At 62.0% G+C, this 16,202-nt stretch carries 21 protein-coding genes and 1 pseudogene; 18 read left to right on the top strand and 4 right to left on the bottom strand.

Translation table 11 applies throughout. The features are described from left to right. The first annotated feature begins 66 nt into the window (after positions 1 to 66). From ubiH to SPICUR_RS09155, 4 genes are read left to right on the top strand one after another with little or no spacing between them, the layout of a single operon-like run. On the top strand, positions 67 to 1,302 hold the full coding sequence (gene ubiH / locus SPICUR_RS09170) for a 2-octaprenyl-6-methoxyphenyl hydroxylase (protein ID WP_023368307.1): 1,236 nt from the start codon (positions 67 to 69) through the stop codon (positions 1,300 to 1,302). 32 nt (positions 1,303 to 1,334) lie between these two features. Further along, positions 1,335 to 1,730, top strand: a complete 396-nt coding sequence (gene gcvH, locus SPICUR_RS09165) for a glycine cleavage system protein GcvH (protein ID WP_023368305.1) — start codon at positions 1,335 to 1,337, stop codon at positions 1,728 to 1,730. Further along, on the top strand, positions 1,723 to 3,525 hold the full coding sequence (locus tag SPICUR_RS09160; RefSeq protein ID WP_023368303.1) for a phospho-sugar mutase: 1,803 nt from the start codon (positions 1,723 to 1,725) through the stop codon (positions 3,523 to 3,525). The genes gcvH and SPICUR_RS09160 overlap by 8 nt, the downstream gene beginning before the upstream one ends. 22 nt (positions 3,526 to 3,547) lie before the next feature. After that, positions 3,548 to 4,969 carry a Wzz/FepE/Etk N-terminal domain-containing protein gene (locus SPICUR_RS09155; protein WP_023368301.1) on the top strand — a complete coding sequence of 474 codons (1,422 nt, stop codon included), beginning with the start codon at positions 3,548 to 3,550 and terminating at the stop codon, positions 4,967 to 4,969. On the opposite strand, the gene SPICUR_RS09150 is transcribed toward SPICUR_RS09155, so the two are convergent. Continuing rightward, a complete protein-coding gene (locus SPICUR_RS09150; RefSeq protein WP_023368299.1) occupies positions 4,960 to 5,982 on the bottom strand; it encodes an NAD-dependent epimerase in 1,023 nt (340 codons plus the stop codon). The genes SPICUR_RS09155 and SPICUR_RS09150 overlap by 10 nt on opposite strands. Before the next feature lie 138 nt (positions 5,983 to 6,120). On the opposite strand from SPICUR_RS09150, the gene rfaH reads away from it, so the two are divergent. Then, positions 6,121 to 6,618 carry a transcription/translation regulatory transformer protein RfaH gene (rfaH, locus tag SPICUR_RS09145; protein WP_023368297.1) on the top strand — a complete coding sequence of 166 codons (498 nt, stop codon included), beginning with the start codon at positions 6,121 to 6,123 and terminating at the stop codon, positions 6,616 to 6,618. Between the two features lie 13 nt (positions 6,619 to 6,631). Here the strand turns inward: rfaH and SPICUR_RS09140 are convergent, their stop codons facing one another. Continuing rightward, a complete protein-coding gene (locus tag SPICUR_RS09140) occupies positions 6,632 to 7,960 on the bottom strand; it encodes an Arm DNA-binding domain-containing protein (protein WP_237220332.1) in 1,329 nt (442 codons plus the stop codon). A gap of 113 nt (positions 7,961 to 8,073) precedes the next feature. On the opposite strand from SPICUR_RS09140, the gene SPICUR_RS09640 reads away from it, so the two are divergent. Both SPICUR_RS09640 and SPICUR_RS09135 read left to right on the top strand, forming a co-directional pair. Then, on the top strand, positions 8,074 to 8,493 hold the full coding sequence (locus SPICUR_RS09640; protein WP_051373265.1) for an AAA family ATPase: 420 nt from the start codon (positions 8,074 to 8,076) through the stop codon (positions 8,491 to 8,493). Further along, positions 8,426 to 9,250 (top strand): ATP-binding protein, encoded by an 825-nt coding sequence (locus SPICUR_RS09135; protein ID WP_077176372.1) that lies wholly within the window; start codon positions 8,426 to 8,428, stop codon positions 9,248 to 9,250. The genes SPICUR_RS09640 and SPICUR_RS09135 overlap by 68 nt, the downstream gene beginning before the upstream one ends. Before the next feature lie 27 nt (positions 9,251 to 9,277). Here SPICUR_RS09135 and SPICUR_RS09840 read toward each other — a convergent pair. Beyond that, positions 9,278 to 9,619: pseudogene (locus SPICUR_RS09840) on the bottom strand (putative toxin-antitoxin system toxin component, PIN family); the annotation flags it as partial. Continuing rightward, complete coding sequence (locus SPICUR_RS09130) at positions 9,616 to 9,855, bottom strand: ribbon-helix-helix protein, CopG family (RefSeq protein ID WP_023368293.1); 240 nt, start codon at positions 9,853 to 9,855, stop codon at positions 9,616 to 9,618. The pseudogene SPICUR_RS09840 and the gene SPICUR_RS09130, both read right to left, overlap by 4 nt. 338 nt (positions 9,856 to 10,193) lie before the next feature. Here SPICUR_RS09130 and SPICUR_RS09125 point away from each other — a divergent pair, with 338 nt between their 5' ends. The 11 genes from SPICUR_RS09125 (at position 10,194) to SPICUR_RS09085 (ending at position 16,186) form a co-directional block, all read left to right on the top strand. Then, on the top strand, positions 10,194 to 10,553 hold the full coding sequence (locus tag SPICUR_RS09125) for a MarR family EPS-associated transcriptional regulator (protein ID WP_023368291.1): 360 nt from the start codon (positions 10,194 to 10,196) through the stop codon (positions 10,551 to 10,553). Beyond that, positions 10,550 to 10,852, top strand: a complete 303-nt coding sequence (locus tag SPICUR_RS09120) for a nucleotidyltransferase domain-containing protein (RefSeq protein ID WP_023368289.1) — start codon at positions 10,550 to 10,552, stop codon at positions 10,850 to 10,852. Before SPICUR_RS09125 ends, SPICUR_RS09120 begins: the two co-directional genes overlap by 4 nt. After that, positions 10,849 to 11,370, top strand: coding sequence for a hypothetical protein (locus tag SPICUR_RS09115; protein ID WP_051373263.1), 522 nt, complete (start codon positions 10,849 to 10,851; stop codon positions 11,368 to 11,370). Before SPICUR_RS09120 ends, SPICUR_RS09115 begins: the two co-directional genes overlap by 4 nt. A 69-nt stretch (positions 11,371 to 11,439) precedes the next feature. After that, positions 11,440 to 11,616 (top strand): DUF1902 domain-containing protein, encoded by a 177-nt coding sequence (locus SPICUR_RS09835; protein ID WP_023368285.1) that lies wholly within the window; start codon positions 11,440 to 11,442, stop codon positions 11,614 to 11,616. Then, the gene (locus SPICUR_RS09830; RefSeq protein ID WP_418064541.1) at positions 11,597 to 11,938 is read left to right on the top strand and encodes a nucleotidyltransferase family protein; all 342 of its coding nucleotides are present in this window, start codon (positions 11,597 to 11,599) and stop codon (positions 11,936 to 11,938) included. The genes SPICUR_RS09835 and SPICUR_RS09830 overlap by 20 nt, the downstream gene beginning before the upstream one ends. A gap of 247 nt (positions 11,939 to 12,185) precedes the next feature. Next, a complete protein-coding gene (locus tag SPICUR_RS09110; RefSeq protein ID WP_237220331.1) occupies positions 12,186 to 12,566 on the top strand; it encodes a helix-turn-helix domain-containing protein in 381 nt (126 codons plus the stop codon). Next, positions 12,566 to 13,147: a PIN domain-containing protein gene (locus SPICUR_RS09105; protein WP_023368281.1), complete on the top strand. Its 582-nt coding sequence runs from the start codon at positions 12,566 to 12,568 to the stop codon at positions 13,145 to 13,147. The genes SPICUR_RS09110 and SPICUR_RS09105 overlap by 1 nt, the downstream gene beginning before the upstream one ends. 456 nt (positions 13,148 to 13,603) lie before the next feature. Continuing rightward, a complete protein-coding gene (locus SPICUR_RS09100) occupies positions 13,604 to 14,956 on the top strand; it encodes a hypothetical protein (protein ID WP_023368279.1) in 1,353 nt (450 codons plus the stop codon). 49 nt (positions 14,957 to 15,005) lie between these two features. Further along, positions 15,006 to 15,407, top strand: coding sequence for a type II toxin-antitoxin system RelE/ParE family toxin (locus SPICUR_RS09095; RefSeq protein WP_023368277.1), 402 nt, complete (start codon positions 15,006 to 15,008; stop codon positions 15,405 to 15,407). Next, entirely contained in the window at positions 15,400 to 15,801 is a 402-nt protein-coding gene (locus SPICUR_RS09090; RefSeq protein ID WP_023368275.1) for a helix-turn-helix transcriptional regulator, read from the top strand. Before SPICUR_RS09095 ends, SPICUR_RS09090 begins: the two co-directional genes overlap by 8 nt. Further along, positions 15,791 to 16,186 (top strand): protein-export chaperone SecB, encoded by a 396-nt coding sequence (locus SPICUR_RS09085; RefSeq protein WP_023368273.1) that lies wholly within the window; start codon positions 15,791 to 15,793, stop codon positions 16,184 to 16,186. Before SPICUR_RS09090 ends, SPICUR_RS09085 begins: the two co-directional genes overlap by 11 nt. The last annotated feature ends 16 nt before the right edge of the window (positions 16,187 to 16,202 follow it).

Here is a 16,202-nt window from a genome sequence, read left to right as displayed (position 1 = left end):
TCAGTGGTCGCCCGCCCCACCGGGGCGTATCATCGCGGTATTGCTGGGTTGCGGGGAGGCGCGCCGATGTCATCCGATCATTCCTATGATGTGCTGATCGCCGGTGGTGGTCTCGTGGGCGCGAGCCTCGCGGTGGCGCTGCGCGGCAGTGGCCTGGCCGTGGCGGTGGTCGAGCCAGTGCCCCCGCAGTCCGACGGTCAGCCGAGCTTTGACGAGCGGCATACCGCGCTCGCCCCCACTTCGCGGCGGTTTTTCACCAACCTCGGACTATGGTCGGCCATCGAGCCGGGCGTTGAACCGATCCAGCGCATCCATGTCTCCGATCGCGGCCACGGCGGCTTCACCCGGCTGAGCGCCGAGGCGGAGGGGCTGCCGGCGCTGGGCCATGTCGCCCCCAACCGGGTCCTTGGCGCCGCCCTGCGGCCCGCCATGGCCGAGGCGGCGAGCCTCTACTGCCCGGCCCGGATCATCGACAGCCACCCGCAGTACGCCGCCGACGGTGACGACGAGGCCGCGCGGATGATCGGCCGCAAGGTGCGCATCACGACCGATGCCGGTGAGCAGACCCTGACCACACGACTGCTGGTGGTGGCGGACGGGGTGCAGTCGGCGACCCGCGAGGCGCTCGGTATCCACACCCAGACGCGCGATTACGGCCAGAGCGCGATCATCGCCAACGTCCGCGCCGAGCTCGCGCACAACGGCGTCGCCTACGAGCGCTTTACGCCGGAGGGGCCCCTGGCGGTCCTGCCGGCGAGCGCGGGCAGCGTGTCGATCGTCTGGCCGCTCGCCACCGACGATGCCCGCGCGATGGCCGAGGACGCCAGCGATGCGGCCTTCCTCGAGCGCCTGCAGCAGGCGTTCGGCTGGCGGCTGGGTCGCCTCGAGGCGGTGGGCGAGCGCCATGTCTATCCGCTCAAGGCCGTCACCGCCGAGGCGTTTGCCATCGACCGCGCGGTCATCCTTGGCAACGCCGCTCACGCGCTGCACCCGGTGGGTGGCCAGGGCCTCAACCTGGCCCTGCGCGACGTCGCGGCGCTGGCGGACGGCCTGAGCGGCGGCGGTGATCCGGGCGATGACGCGCGCCTCGCCGCCTACGCCCAGTCGCGGCAGAGCGACTATCGACGCACCTTTGGCTTTACCGACGGGCTGGTGCGGCTTTTCTCGAACGCCTCGCCGCCGCTCGCGGCGATCCGTAACATCGGCCTGACGGCACTGGATCTGTGCCCACCGGCGCGGCGGTTGCTGCTCAAGCAGGGCACCGGTGCGGCGGGGGAACTGCCGCCCCTGTGCCGGGATTAGCCGCTGCAGGACCCGCAACAGGAGATGATTGAATGAGTGAGATTCCGGCGGATCTGCGCTACGCGCAGACCCATGAATGGCTGCGTGATGAGGGTGACGGCGTGGTCACCGTGGGGATCACCGATCATGCCCAGGCCGAGCTGGGCGATCTGGTGTTCGTCCAGCTGCCAGCGGAGGAAGGCACGGTCGAGGCCGGCGCCGCCTGCGCGGTGGTGGAGTCGGTCAAGGCCGCCTCGGATATCTATGCCCCGGTGGACGGCGAGATCATCGCGGTCAACGAGGCGGTGACCGACGACCCCGAGCAGGTCAACACCGATCCCTACGGCGAGGGCTGGCTTTTCACCATGCGCATGGTGGATGTCGGGTCGCTGGGTGAACTGCTCGACGCCGATGGCTACGCCGAGCTGATCGACGACGCCAATGGATAGCGACGCCACGCCTGAGCTTCTGACCCGGGCCCGGGCCTGGCGCGATGCCGATCCGGACCCCGTGACCCGCGCCGACCTCGATGCCCGCATCCAGCGGGTCGAGGCGGGTGATGGCGCGGCGGGGGACGCCGTCGCCGGTCTGCGCGCCTGCTTCGAGCCGCCCCTGGGGTTCGGCACCGCCGGTCTGCGCGGGCTGAACGGCCCCGGTCCCGCGCATATGAACCATCGCCTCATCCAGCGGGTGACCGCGGTGCTCGCGGATCTGTTGCGCGCCGAGGTGCCCGATGCCGCGGAGCGGGGCGTGGTGATCGGCTATGATGCCCGCCATGGCTCTGCCGCGTTGGCCGAGACCGCGGCCCGCACCCTCGCCGGCGCCGGTTTTGGCGTCCACGTCTTTGACGCTGTCGCCTCGACGCCGTTGGTCGCATTCGCGGCGCTGGAGCTCCAGACGGCCGCCGGACTGGTGCTCACCGCCAGTCACAACCCGCCGGAATACCTCGGCTATAAGGTCTATGGCGCGCGCGGCGTGCAGATCGTCCCGCCCACCGACGAGCGGATCGCGCAGGCCCTGGCGGCCCTGCCCGCTGGCGTCGAGATCCCGCAGCTGAGCGCCGATGAGGCGCTCGCCAGCGAGCGTTGCCCCTACTGGCGGGTGCACGGCGATGCACTGCGCACCGCGCACCGCCAGGCAACCGCGACCGCCACCGCGGCCGGGGCGGCGTCGACGTCCCTGCGGGTGGCCTATAGCGCCATGCACGGCGTCGCCGGCGATGCGGTCAAGGCCGCGCTGGCGGATCAGGGCGGCATCGAGTGCGATGAAGTGGCCGAACAGGCGGCCCCGGATGGGGATTTCCCCACCCTGCGCTTCCCCAACCCGGAAGAGCCCGGCGCGCTGGATCGGCTCATCGCACTGGCTCAGCACGTGGACGCGGATATCGCGCTGGCCACCGACCCGGATGGCGATCGCCTGGGCGTGGCGCTGCCGGATGACGGCGGCCAGTGGCAGGTGCTGATGGGTGATCAGACCGGTGTCCTGCTGGGTGACTACCTGATGGCCCGGGCCATCGATACCGCCGGCCCATCGCCCAGCGGCCGGTGGTTTGTCATGAACACCGTGGTGAGTTCGCGGCTGCTTGAGCGCATCGCCACGGCCCGCGGTATCGATGCCGAGCAGACCCTGACCGGCTTTAAATGGCTCTGGAACCGTGCCCTCGAGCGCGAGGCGGCGGGCGATCGGTTCCTCTACTGCTACGAGGATTCGATCGGTTTCTGTCCCACGCCGCGGGTCCGCGACAAGGATGGTATCGCCACCGCCGTCGCGGTCACCGAGATGGCCCGCGAGGCCCGCGCCGCCGGCGCGACATTGTATGCGCGCCTGCAGGGTCTGTATCGACAGTATGGCCTGTCGGTGAACCGGCAGGTGAACCTCAAGCTCGAGGGCGGGGATGCCCATACCCGCATGGCGGCCGGGCTGCGTGAGCTGCGGCAGGCGCCGCCCACCGACATCGCCGGGCTGGCCGTGCACCGCGTGCATGACTATCGCGCGGCTGAGCGCCATGCCCCGGATGGCAGCGACCCCGAGCCCATCCCGCTGCCCGCCAATGACCTGATCCAGTTCGACCTTGCCGGCCACTGCCATGTCAGCATCCGCCCGAGCGGGACCGAGCCCAAGCTCAAGATCTATCTGGAGTATCTCGGTGATCCGGGCAGTGCGGATCTGGCAGCGGAGCGGGCCGAGGCGGTGGAGCGGTTGACGCGGATCGGAAAGGCGTTGGCCGATCGGCTGACTGACTGATACTCAGGGAGAGTCAAGAGTAATGACTGACGAGCAAGGAACGGAGGGTCGCTACCCCGCCAATCGCCGGACGCAGGAAACGGATTTCCCCATTGCAGGACCCTATCCGGCGGACGATGAAATCAGTCTCTATGATCTTTGGAATCTGTTGGTGCGACAAAAGTATCTGATTCTTGGGGTCGCTGCGGTTGTGGTTGCGTTGTCGCTTGTTTATGCGACGACGAGGGAGCCTGTGTATGAATACACCAGTGCGATCGAAATTGGGCGGTTGCCTGCCGGTGAGAATGATGAAGGGGAGTCCCGTCTTGTCGAAACACCGGCTCAGACACGGAGCCGGCTGAACAATACTATTGTGCCCACTGCTCGCGCTGAGCTGGCAGAAGAGCTCGGCGATGAGTCCGGTGGAGTGCCCGATGTTTCTCTTGCGGGTGAAGAAGAGAGCTCTATCGTGCTACTTACCTCTTCAGGAGGTTTAGAGAGAGGTGGAGAGATCTCACAGCTCCACAGCTTGGTGCTTAATCGGTTAGAGCAAATACAACAACGTGATATTCAGGCGCTGCGCAACGATTTGGATCGTCAGCAGAGCTCTCTCGAGGATGAGTTGGAATTGACCCGAGATGAGCGAGTGCTCAGGGCAAGGCGCGGACAGCGGGAACGCGCGATAGCCGCTGCTGAGGATCAGATTGAGAGCCTCCAGACGGCCCGTGATGAGCGAGAGCTGGAGCTGCGCTCACGGATAAGGAGCGCGGATCGTGCAATCGCTAAAGCGAATGACCAGCAGGAGTCAGCACAGGCCCGTCTTGACCGGCTCGATGAACGTGCTGATGTGTTGGATGAACGGATATCAACCACCCGGAATCTGTTAGCCGATTTGCGCGAGACTCAGCGACGTGGACTCCGAGGCGGGAGTGATGAAGGTCTACTCGGGCTATTCATGGGCTCCCAGGAGGTGAGTGCTTTGCAGCAGCGTTTGGATCAGCTGATCGACGAACGGCGGTTCGACCTGGATGAACGTCGCAAAGACCTCCAGAACCGCATCAGCGAAATGGAGCGCACGAAGGATGAACAGCGTGACATCAAGGCGCAGATACGGGAGGAGCAGGAGGATCTTATGGCGCGCTTTGACCGTCAGATTCGCGAACAGCAGCGCACGGTCAGTGAACAGCGAGCCGCACTCCAGCGCATGGAGGCCGAGCGCGAAAACGATATCGCCAACAGGCAGCGAGAAATTGCCAACGTCCAGGGGCGCTTAGAAAACATTCAACCCACTGAAGCCAGCTTCATAGCAAGTCGCTCGCTTCAGCCTACGAACGCGAGTACCCGCCTTATTCTTGCCCTGGGCGCCATCCTTGGCCTGATGCTGGGCGTGTTTGCCGCGTTCATCCGCGAATTTCTCGCCAATGCGCGCGCGTATCGCGAGCAACCGGACGCGGATCAGACCTGATAGTAGTCCCGGTACCAGTCCACGAAGCGGCGCACGCCCTCTTCCACCGGGGTGGAGGGCTGATAGCCGACGGCGTTCTTGAGGTCGTCGGCGCTCGCCCAGGTGTCGGGCACGTCGCCGGGCTGCAGCGGGCGCATCTGCATTTCAGCGCGTCGGCCGAGGCATTCCTCGAGGACGCGGATGTAGTCGAGCAGCTGCACGGGCTGGTTATTGCCGATATTGAACAACCGCCACGGTGCGGTGCTGGTGGCCGGGTCGGGGGCGTTGCTGTCCCAGTCCGGGTTGCCGGTGGCGGGCTCGTCGCAGGCGCGGACCACGCCCTCGGCAATGTCCTCGACAAAGGTGAAATCCCGCTGGTGATGGCCGTGGTTGAACACCTCGATGGGCTCGCCGGCGAGGATCTTTCGGGTGAACAGGAACAGCGCCATGTCGGGACGGCCCCAGGGGCCATAGACGGTAAAAAACCGCAGCCCGGTGCAGGGCAGGCCAAAGAGGTGCGCGTAGCTGTGGCTCATCAGCTCATTGGCGCGTTTGGTCGCACCGTAAATGGCCAGCGGATGGTCGGCGGGCTCATGCTCGGTGAACGGCATATGGGTGTTGGCGCCATAGACTGAGCTGGTGGACGCATAGACCAGATGCCCGACGCCGGTGTGCCGACAGCCCTCGAGCACGTTCATAAACCCGGTCACGTTGCTGTCGACATAGGCCTGGGGGTTGTCCAGCGAGTAGCGCACGCCCGCCTGGGCCGCCAGGTTGATGACCCGATCAAAGCCCTCGCGCTCGAACAGCGCCCGCATGGCCGGCGCGTCGGCCAGATCCAGCCGCTCAAATCGGAAACCGCCGGGCCCGTCGCCCTCGTGGGCCATCAGACGCGCCAGGCGTGCTTTTTTAAGGCTGACATCGTAGTAATCGTTGAGGTTGTCGAGCCCCACCACGGTATCGCCGCGGGCAAGGAGCTGTTCGCAGGTGTGATAGCCGATGAACCCCGCGGCGCCGGTGACAAGAATCTTCATGGCCACGAACGATACCGGCTGGTGCCGTGACTCGCCAGTGGGGGCGGGCGGGCCGAGGGTGGGGGTTGTTATACCGCTCGTCGCCCGGCATATTGCCGCCATCGAATGTTCACGGACTGAACGTCCGGGGGACGAACGTTGAAACGCTGGTATGCCATCTACTGTAAACCGCGCGAGGATGAGCGCGCCGAGCTGCACCTCGACCATCAGGCGTTTGAGGTGTTCCGGCCTAAACACCGTGTGCGCCGCAAGCGCTCGGGGGGCATGACGACGCTGATCGAATCGCTGTTCCCGCGCTATCTGTTCGTCCATCTCGACGATCTCACCGAGAACTGGGCGCCGATCCGCTCGACCCGGGGCGTCGCCGGCATGGTTCGCTGGGGCGATCATGTCCCGCCGGTCCCGGAGCCGGTCATTGACTGCCTGCGGCGCAACGTCGATGAGGTGGGCTGTATCCCGACACCTCAGGCCGACTATCAGAAGGGCGATCGTCTGGTGATCCAGGAAGGGGCGTTCGCGGGTCACGAGGGGCTTTTCTACGGCCGGCGCGGCGAGGACCGGGTCATGCTGCTGCTTGAGATCATGAAACAGCCGCAGACCATGGTCTTTCCCGAGGCCTCAGTGGCACGGGGCTAGCAGGGGATTCCGCTCAACGTGTCATCAGGGCCTCGAACGCTTCGCCATCCCGGCCCATGATGTTCGGGACGAACGGCGCGTAGACGTTGAACAGCATGGCCGAGTCGGCATGGCCGAGCAGCCGTGAGACGAACAGAGGATTCTCGCCGGCGGCCAGATGCAGCACGGCGGCGGTGTGACGGGTTTCGTAGACGCGGCGCCGCTCCAGGCCCAGGCGCTTTAAGGTCGGCAGCCAGAACTCTTTCGAGACCTGCGACGGATCCAGCGGCTGGCCTTCGAAGTCGGTGAATAGCAGCCCATCGAGTGGGTACCTCGGGTTGGCGGCATCCGGGACCACCAGTCGCGGGTTGTTGGCGAAGTCCCCCGGGTCGTCGGGGTCGAGGCGCTGACGGGCGCGGTCCCGCACTTCCACCGCATCGGGGTTGAACCCCTCGGGCTGCTCGGGGACGCCACCGCGCAACAGCGCGAGCATGCCGGCGCCGTGACGCTCGCCGACATAGGCCGCCAGGGCCTCACCGAGTCGGGGGGCGAGCTGGATGTTGCGCCGTGAGCGGCGCGTTTTGAGCATCTGCAGCATGCCGTCGGTCAGCGCCACCCGGATCCGCAGGCGGTTGCGCGGCAGGTCCAGATCGCGCAGGCGCAGGCCGTTGATCTCGCCGGTGCGCAGCCCGGTATAGAAGCGCACCTCAAAGTAAAGCCGCATGCGTGGGTCGACAGCGCGCAGAAAGGCGTGGACCTGCTCGACGGTCAGGGGCTGGGGGTCCTTGCGGTCGTCCGGCAGCCGCGGCAGGTATTTGATCGGATTGTTGATCCCCAGCTCGCGCTCGGCCAGGTTCATGATCGCCGAGATATGCGCCATCAGGTTGGTGATGCGGCTGTTGCTGAATGCCCGTCGGCCGTTGGGCCGGGTCTGCTCCAGCAGGCTCTGGCGGAACGTGCGCAGGGCGCGCTCGTCGACCTGGTCCACCGGGTAGTCACCGAGGAAGGGGACGATATGACCGCGCAGGTTATGGGCCACCCGGGTGCGGTAGGCGGGCTTCCAGTCGCCTTTGCACATCGCATACCAGCTCCAGGCGTAGCGGCCGAAGCGCTGCCCCGGGTCATCGCTGCGGTTCTCACGCAGCAGACGCTCGGCGGCCTCGATCTTTTTGCTGTCGGGGAACCACTTCGCGTAGTTGAACGCGCCCGTCTCGAGCTCGGCGTTGAGGCGGCGGACGTTGCGCCGCATGCGCTGACGGTTGGCCGGCGTGTCGGGCAGCCCGGTGCCTTCACGAAAGCGCTTGCCGTTGATGAACATATCGTACTGCAGGATGCCGTTGGGCCGGACCACGAATGACGCCATGTCGCCCAGCATGCGCGAGCGCCTAGCGTCGATGTTGTGAGCGCCGTCGCAGTGGGTTGTTTCGCTAGCCCGATCTATTAAAATTAATAGACCAATCTATTGAAATGGGGTCTATGTCGGTGCATTACAGAAGGCGCTTTGTGACCGAGCTGACCGATCGTCTCAATGAGGCTGCTCCCCTGATCCAGGTTGTCGTTGGCCCACGCCAGGTGGGTAAAACCACGGGTATCCAACAGCTTATCGATCAGCAGACGGCGCCGGCACACTACGCCAGTGCCGATGATCTGCTTGCAGGTGATGCCCAGTGGCTGCGCGAGCAGTGGCAGCACGCGCGACTCCTTGGCCCCAACGCGCTGCTCGCCATCGATGAGGTCCAGAAAATCCCCAACTGGCCCGAGACGGTGAAAGCGCTCTGGGACGCCGAGGCCCGCCGAGCAGCACGACCCGGAGGAGCGCCTCCGGGTCGTGCTGCTCGGCTCAAGCGCGGTGCAGATCCAGGACGGCGTGACCGAGTCCCTTGCCGGGCGCTTTGAGTTAACGCGCCTCGGCCATTGGCGCTTTTGCGAGCTGCAGGCCGCCTTCGCGTATGACCTCGAGCGCTATCTCGCCTATGGGGGCTACCCCGGGGCCGTCGCCTTCGAGGGGGATCACGATCGCTGGTATGCCTATCTAAAAGACGCCATCGTGGAAACGGTGATCGGCAGGGACATTCTGCAGTTCGAGCGCGTCGGCAAGCCGGCGCTCTTCCGACAGGCCTTTGAGATCCTCTGCCACTACCCCGCCCAGGAGATCAGCTACACCAAACTGCTCGGCCAGCTCCAGGATCGTGGCAATACCGATCTCATCAAGCACTACATCAGCCTCTATGAGAGTGCGTTCATGTTTCACACGCTGGCCAAGTACTCGGCGAAGGCGTGGCGGAGCCGCAGCTCCAGCCCGAAAATGCTGCCTGCGTGCCCCGCGCTCTACACCATGCATCAAAGCGCTCGGATACTGGCTGATCCCGAGCAGCGCGGCCGGGTCTTCGAACTTGCCGTCGGCGCTGAGCTCGCCCAGCAGCCCGGGGCTCTGTACTACTGGCGCGAGGGCAAGGCCGAGGTGGACTTCGTCTATGCACACCGCGGCGCGCTCTATGCCATTGAAGTCAAATCCGGGCGGCGAAAATCCCGCAAGGGCCTCACCGCCTTTGTTGAACAAACCCCCGACGCCATCCCCGTCATTCTCACCCCGGAGCATTTCGGCATGTTTTCGGCAGACCCGGTGGGGTTTCTTGAGCGCGTTGGCGGGTAAATCGTACGCTGCGTCGATGAGTCGTCGGTCTCCCGTCAAAAGGATTGCTTGCGGCTCGTGATCAAGCAGCGCCCACAAGTGATGATCCCCCGGATCTGGCGCATGCCCGTCTGTCACTGGCTCCCGCCAGAGCGCATTCAGCGTCAATTCGGTGAGAAGCTGATCAACCTCAGCCGCATTAAGTGCGTGCAGCGCGGCGAGCTTTCGTCGCAAAAGTACTGTTCGATATTCCGAGAGCAACGCGGGGGAGAGCAAAAACAGCAGTCGGCCGTTGAGCATCGCATCCACAACGCGTGCCGTTGGGCTTTGCCTATCGGCCGTTATCAGTCCCGCAACCAAAACGTTGGTATCGACGACAACGCGTCTCATTGTGTCTGGCGGGCTTGGCGGACCTCGCTGTCAGCAACCTCGAGCGCCTCTGATTCGCTAAGCCCCGCATGCGAACGCGCTCGCTCAACCAACGCCCTCGCATCCTCAGTCGGCTTAATGCCTCGCAGGTGCAGACTCTCCTCAATCAGCTTGCCAATCGAGCGGCCCTGGCGCGCAGAGGCTTCTTTGAGTGCGCGATGAAGATCATCATCCAAAGTAATGGTCAGTCGGCTCATGGAGTAGCCCCGCACGTTGTTGATGTACTATGCATATTATCACCAAAACACCAAGGTCTCGTGAGTTGAGATTGAGGACGGTGGCGGCGCATGAGGTCCTCTGCCACCACCCCGCCCAGGAGATCAGCTACAGCAAACTGTTCGGCCAGCCCGGGCGAGTTCCTCACGCGCGTTGGCGGTTAGCATGCACCACGCTCAAGCACCGGTGGTGTCGGCCTTTGACCCGGGCCTGTGACTTCGTTCACACTTCGAACCGTTGCCTCAGAAAATCGATGGGCGCGACACGGCGGTAGCGTGCCTGACTACCCGCCTCTACCCCAGAAAAGTCAGTAAAAACAGTGACTAATACGACCGCATCACTTGATGAAGCGCTGGCCCTGCGCGCGCTCCAAGCTCTTGAAACCGATCCCAATCTCAGCCAGCGCGCCTTGGCTCGCGAGCTGGGTGTGAGCCTCGGTAAAACGAATTATTGTCTGCGCGCGCTGATGGACAAGGGACTTGTGAAGCTTCAGAACTTTCAGCACAACCCGCGCAAGATGCGCTACGCCTATCTGCTCACGCCCCAGGGTATTGAGGAGAAAACCCGCATGACTTGGCAGTTCCTGCGCCGGAAAGAGGCGGAGTACGAGGCACTGCAGGCCGAGATCGCGGAATTGCGCCGGCGTGTGACCCCTGATGCGCAGGCGCAGGGGCGATGAGGCTGACGGATCAGCAAGTCGCTGCCATTCGTCAGGTAGTGTCTGCGGTTTGCGGGGATGACGCGACTGTCCAACTCTTTGGGTCGCGTCTGGATGATGATGCGCGTGGCGGCGATGTGGATCTGTTGGTCGTTTTGCCCGAGCCGGTTGAGCGTCCCGCAATGCTCTCAGCGCAGCTATCAGCGAAGATCAGCCGCCATATGCACGGCCGCTCGGTTGATGTTGTGCTATCTGCCCCGAACCTGACAACAACGCCAGTTCACGAAATCGCTGCACAAGAAGGGGTTACGCTGTCGTGACTGATCCCGCCCAGCGAGCACGGTTAGCGTTTTTAAGTCGGGTGATCATCAAAGAGACCGATCATCTTCTGATAACTAATGGCCGCGTATTCAGTCAGCCAATGACGCCTGAGCGCGCACAACGTCTGACTGATGACATAGAAGATTCTGAACAGGTAGACGCCTTTGTAAGCCGTTTCGGCCGACTCCAAGACACGCTTGGTAATCGTCTGCTGCCTGAACTGCTCGACGCCCTGGGTGAGTCCGTGGGGGCCGTGATCGATAACCTTGATCGAGCCGAAAATCTGGGCCTGGTGAGCTCGGCTGAGCAGTGGATGGTTGTTCGGCGGTTACGCAATCAAATGGTTCATGAGTATATTGAGAGCTCCTCAGTTCTGTCAGATGCGCTAGAAAGCGGCCATGCTTTTGCGAGCGAGCTCGAGGCAACATCGGTCGCAATGATGCGCATGTTGGGCGCCCATGAGTGGGGCGATAAGGCTACGATTGAAAAATTCCTGGCCGCCAGGGGTTCAAGCTGATTGCGTCAGCGCATGGCGTGTTTGCAGCGCGTTCAGACCTTAGCGAGTGCATCAGCGAGGGCGGCAGTGATGGAGACAAGCTACATTGTTCGATCCATGTGGGACGATGATGCAGGCGTTTGGGTTGCGACCTCTGATGACGTGCCCGGCCTCGTTGCCGAGGCGGAGTCACTTGACGCTCTCTACGAAAAACTCGAAGTACTCGTCCCTGAGCTGCTCGACGTCAATGAGCTCGACCAAGACTAAGACGCGTCAACGGAGTGAGGCAGTTGCTGCAATGAAGCCGTCAGAAGCACTGAATTTGCATCGCGCTGCGATCAGACAGGTCGTTGAGTCTCATCGCGCGCACAATGCTCGGGTTTTTGGTTCGGTCGCACACGGTGCGGATACTGATGCCAGCGATTTGGATATCCTGATTGATCCGTCCCCTAACGCCACTTTATTTGACATCGGGGCGATCAGGCATGAACTGCTGACGTTACTGGGTGTTCCGGTAGACGTTGTCACACCAAAAGCGCTGCCCCCTAAATCAAGGGAAGCGGTACTGGCAGAAGCACGACCGGTATGAGTCGTGATGCCGGCCGTAGTCATGAGAGGGTTTGGCTGTCGGAAGTGTCTCGGTATGCAGAGGTCACTCTGTGACCGACCGGAAGCAAGGTAAGTGTTGCGTTTGTTGCACTTATTGCACATAATATTCGTGTCTTGGAACTTCTGAGGTTGATTCGATGGGGGTTGTAGATAAAAATCATGAGATTTCTCTGTCAGGTCTTACTCCCCGTGACAGGGAGATGGCGCTAGCAGCTCAGCGGTGCATCATGGCGGCGCTTGACCACTCGCGTGCTGCGGCCATTACCCTGCAGACCGATACTGATGAGCAGCCGACTGTTGAGCTGCCACCCGCAGCGCTAAAAGTGATTGGGCAGTTACTGGGAGAAATGAGTGAGGGGCGTGCCGTCACCCTCATGCCTTCTCAGCAGGAAATGACAACGGTCCAGGCAGCGAACTTTCTCAACGTATCGAGACCGTTTGTGATTAAAGAGATCGAAAAGGGCCAGTTACCCTGTCGCAAGGTTGGCTCTCATCGACGGGTTGCTTTCGACGATCTCGTGGCCTACGCGAAACAGATGCGTGAAGGGCAAAATGTAGCGCTCGAGCGCATGGCTGAAAATGAAAGAGAGCTTGGTCTCGACGATTGATGGCGGGCTACTTTCGCTATACAGCACTTTTGGATGCATGCGTTCTCTACCCTATCGCTATCGCCGATTCGCTGTTGAGTTTAGCAGTGGCAGGTTTCTATGCCGCTAAGTGGACAGCCAGGATAGAGGATGAATGGATTGCGGCGCTTGAAAAAAACCGACCAGACCTCAGGGGTAGGCTTGGGACTAGGCGGGATAGCATGCGTAGTGCGATACCAGATTGGGAAGTGAAAGAATCGGCTTGGTTGCCTGTGGAAGAGAGTTTGATTATGCCTGATCTTAACGACCGGCATGTGCTCGCAGCGGCAATCACTGGGCATGCTGACTGTATCGTCACCACAAATCTGAAGCACTTCCCAGAAAGCGTGCTCTTTGAGTTTGGCGTCGAAGCAATTGATCCTGACACCTTTATTGTTAACCAGTGGGATCTAGATCCAGTCACCGCGATAAGCGCGTTTAAGCAGATGCGAGCACGGCGGAAACGACCGAATACGGGCGCAGCAGATTTCTCGGACTATCTCGAGCGGGCTGGCTTACCTGCGACTGCCCATCGCCTGCGTGACGCCTCAGAGCTGATTTGATAGAGACACTCGGGTATACGAATGTTTGCTTGGTGCAAAAACTCTGAATAAATGACAACAAATTATGATGAAAAAAAGTTCATATAGCGGCCGACTGGGATGAGCATATTTTGGCGAACGGGAAGCTTTGGAATGGCGTCTCCCGAAATCGCAATCTTGAGCTGTCACGCATTAAGAATAACGATGGGACGTGGGCTGTAACCCTCCGCAAAGGAAAGTCTGGCAGTGCCCTTCGAAAGGACGCCAGGTTTTCCAAGTCCGGAATGAACCTGGAACAAGCAACCCGGGAAGCGTATAGGGTGCTGCAGCAGTTTGTCTCTGGTAAGGCATAACCAGTCGCTAGCTGTGCAGTCTCATGAGGTTGTCCCCGGTTAGTCCGACGGTGCGAATCGGTGTCTGGTGGTTGAGGCATGAATCCCCGGCCAAGGGTTGGAACAAAGCGACAAGGAGTCAGTCATGCCACTTGCCAATCGCATCGAACAAACCTCGCACGGCTTCAAAGGCGAGCCCGCCCGGCTGATCCCGAGCGTTGCGGACAACGCACTGGAGAGGCGGGGTGTCTCTATCCTCCTCTCCGCGCTGACGGCGGTGCATGAGTACCGCAAGGTCATGCTTGAGTCGCTCGGGCATCGGGTGGGGCAGCGCGCTAGGCTCGAGGCGTGGACCGAGGTCGTCTTCCCGGATGAGAAGTCCCGGGGCAAGAAAAACGACGATCGCAGGCCCGATGGCGCGATCGTCCTCAACACGGGCAAGAAGACCTGGAAGGCGCTGGTCGAGGCCAAGGTCAATAATGCCGAGCTCGATGAGCAGCAGCTCCTGGACTACTTGCGCCGGGCTCGGACGCATGGCTTCGATGCGGTCATCACCATCAGCAACCAGTTCACCGCATTGCCAGAACACCACCCGGTGGCCGTGGATGGCCGGCTGACCCAGAGCGTGAGTCTTTATCACTGGTCGTGGACCTATCTGCTCACCCAGGCCGAGCTGCTGCTGGAGAGCGAGGGGATCGAGGACGCCGACCAGCACTACATCCTCGGGGAGGTCGTCGCCTACTTCGATAGTGACAAGAGCGGGGTGAAGGGCTTTACCGAGATGAACGCCGAGTGGGGCGATCTGGTGCAGCGATGCCGATCCGATGCCCGACTGAATCGCACGGCAGACGAGGTGGTGAACACCGTCTCGAGCTGGCACCAGGAACAGCGCGAGCTCTGCCTCAAACTCTGGCCGCTGGTGCGCGCCCGTGTCGACCTCAAGCTGCCCCGGGCTCACAAACGCGACCCCAAAAAGCGCCTGGCTGATGACTGCGTCGCCCTTTGCAATGACAAACGCCTGACCTCGCAGATCGTCGTGCCACACGCGGCGGCACCGATGGAGATCGTGGCGGACCTCAACCGTCGCGTGATCACCTGCGAGATGACCCTCGACGCCCCAGCGGACAGGAAATCGACCAAGGCCCGAGTGAACTGGCTGACTCGCCAGATTCCGGTGGGCGAGGACGGGGGTGACGCCAGGGTCTGGATCCAGGCAAGGCGCCGTGGCGGCTCTGCCGAGACCGCGAAAACGCTGTCAGCGCTGCGCGATGATCCCATCGCCATCGACGATGACAGCACCGCTAACACGCCGCCCACATCTTTTGTCATCTGGATGGAGGCCGATGACGCCCGCGCCTTCGGCGGCAAGCGCAAGTTCGTCGAGCAGTTGGAGGCTCTCGTCCCGACCTTCTACGAGCACGTCGGCCAGCACCTCAAAGCCTGGGTGCCCCCGGCGCCGAAGGTGAAGCGGGAAGTGGAGGAGGAGCCGGAGGCATGAGAGGCCTATCACCGCAGAGTATTGACGAGTGTTTACCTGAGAGTTAACAATGCACCTCCTGAAAATGCCATGGAAAGGCAAGTTTGAGCTGCTGGCCGTCTGCCGCGATCGAGGTGACTGCCTGTTGCTGGAGTTTTTCGACGAGCTGGAGGCCAACTTGGTCAAAGATCGGGACCGTATGGTGAGTTTGTTGGAGAAAGCGGCGATAAGTGGTCCCCCAAGGCACAACACAGACGCCAGTAAGCGTCTGGACGACGGAGTTTACGAGTTCATACGCGGCTCCCTCCGAGTCCTCTGGTATTACGACAGTGGACGGGTGATCGTCTGCACACATGGCTTCGTTAAGAAGGGGCAAAAGACGCCTCGCCAGGAAATCGGCACCGCGAAGCGGTATATGGCGCAGTACCAAGCCGCGAAGCGTGACAACACGCTGGAGGTAAGCGATGAGTAAGCGGAGTTTTACAGATCTGCTAGAGGAAGCGAAGACCGGCGACGCATACTGGGTAGAAAAAGTCTCGCTCGAGTTCACCGAGGATCTTTGCGAGCGGATGGACCGGCAGGGGATGAGTCGAGCTGACCTTGCGCGCCAGATTGGGGTCAGCCGCGGCTATATCACCAAAGTCCTGCGTGGCAGTGGAAACGTCACGCTCGAGACCATGGTCAAGCTTGCCCGGGCAGTTGGTGGTGAGTTGGAGGTTAGGCTGAACGAGCCGGTTGATAACCGCCAATGGTCTGCCGACCCGAAGCCGGCAAAGGAACCAAAGCGTTTGTTGGGCGGTTTCACGAAAACCGGTTTACAGAAGCCGATGGCAGGAGGTCGTCGTGACACCCCCATTGCAGCTTGAGAACTATTTCTTCAAGCGCTTGCTGGTGGATGCGCAGTTGCCTGATGGGGAGGACGACCCGCAGTTCGAGCGCTCACCTGCGGTAAACACTGAGATTGAACTCTATCCGCATATCGAGGATGAAAACCGCTATCAGTTGCGGATGACTATTATGCGGGACGAGGCTGAGCTCGGGCCAGGCACTTATGACGTTGAAGTCGAGGTTTACGGTTTCTTCTCGGTATCACCGGATTGGCCAGAGGACGAGCGTGAGACAGTCGTGCGCATAACCGGCGCATCAATTCTCTACGGCGCTGCCCGAGAGCATCTACTATCCGTGACAGCCAGAGGACCCTGGCCCGCGTTGATGTTGCCCACCGTAAGCTTCGCGCCGAGCGCAGAATAGCCCTCCCTAAGCTCCG

The sequence above is a fragment of the Spiribacter curvatus genome (assembly GCF_000485905.1).
Taxonomy (GTDB): Bacteria; Pseudomonadota; Gammaproteobacteria; order Nitrococcales; family Nitrococcaceae; genus Spiribacter; species Spiribacter curvatus.
This window is presented reverse-complemented; position numbering and strand designations above follow the sequence as displayed.

Excerpts from the sequence above, each read along its gene's own strand:
- ubiH (WP_023368307.1), top strand. The coding sequence starts at position 67 with ATGTCATCCGATCATTCCTATGATGTGCTGATCGCCGGTGGTGGTCTC.
- gcvH (WP_023368305.1), top strand. The coding sequence starts at position 1,335 with ATGAGTGAGATTCCGGCGGATCTGCGCTACGCGCAGACCCATGAATGG.
- SPICUR_RS09160 (WP_023368303.1), top strand. The coding sequence starts at position 1,723 with ATGGATAGCGACGCCACGCCTGAGCTTCTGACCCGGGCCCGGGCCTGG.
- SPICUR_RS09155 (WP_023368301.1), top strand. The coding sequence starts at position 3,548 with ATGACTGACGAGCAAGGAACGGAGGGTCGCTACCCCGCCAATCGCCGG.
- SPICUR_RS09150 (WP_023368299.1), bottom strand. The coding sequence starts at position 5,982 with ATGAAGATTCTTGTCACCGGCGCCGCGGGGTTCATCGGCTATCACACC.
- SPICUR_RS09140 (WP_237220332.1), bottom strand. The coding sequence starts at position 7,960 with ATGGCGTCATTCGTGGTCCGGCCCAACGGCATCCTGCAGTACGATATG.
- SPICUR_RS09640 (WP_051373265.1), top strand. The coding sequence starts at position 8,074 with ATGTCGGTGCATTACAGAAGGCGCTTTGTGACCGAGCTGACCGATCGT.
- SPICUR_RS09130 (WP_023368293.1), bottom strand. The coding sequence starts at position 9,855 with ATGAGCCGACTGACCATTACTTTGGATGATGATCTTCATCGCGCACTC.
- SPICUR_RS09120 (WP_023368289.1), top strand. The coding sequence starts at position 10,550 with ATGAGGCTGACGGATCAGCAAGTCGCTGCCATTCGTCAGGTAGTGTCT.
- SPICUR_RS09835 (WP_023368285.1), top strand. The coding sequence starts at position 11,440 with ATGGAGACAAGCTACATTGTTCGATCCATGTGGGACGATGATGCAGGC.
- SPICUR_RS09830 (WP_418064541.1), top strand. The coding sequence starts at position 11,597 with ATGAGCTCGACCAAGACTAAGACGCGTCAACGGAGTGAGGCAGTTGCT.
- SPICUR_RS09110 (WP_237220331.1), top strand. The coding sequence starts at position 12,186 with ATGGCGGCGCTTGACCACTCGCGTGCTGCGGCCATTACCCTGCAGACC.
- SPICUR_RS09105 (WP_023368281.1), top strand. The coding sequence starts at position 12,566 with ATGGCGGGCTACTTTCGCTATACAGCACTTTTGGATGCATGCGTTCTC.
- SPICUR_RS09100 (WP_023368279.1), top strand. The coding sequence starts at position 13,604 with ATGCCACTTGCCAATCGCATCGAACAAACCTCGCACGGCTTCAAAGGC.
- SPICUR_RS09095 (WP_023368277.1), top strand. The coding sequence starts at position 15,006 with ATGCACCTCCTGAAAATGCCATGGAAAGGCAAGTTTGAGCTGCTGGCC.
- SPICUR_RS09090 (WP_023368275.1), top strand. The coding sequence starts at position 15,400 with ATGAGTAAGCGGAGTTTTACAGATCTGCTAGAGGAAGCGAAGACCGGC.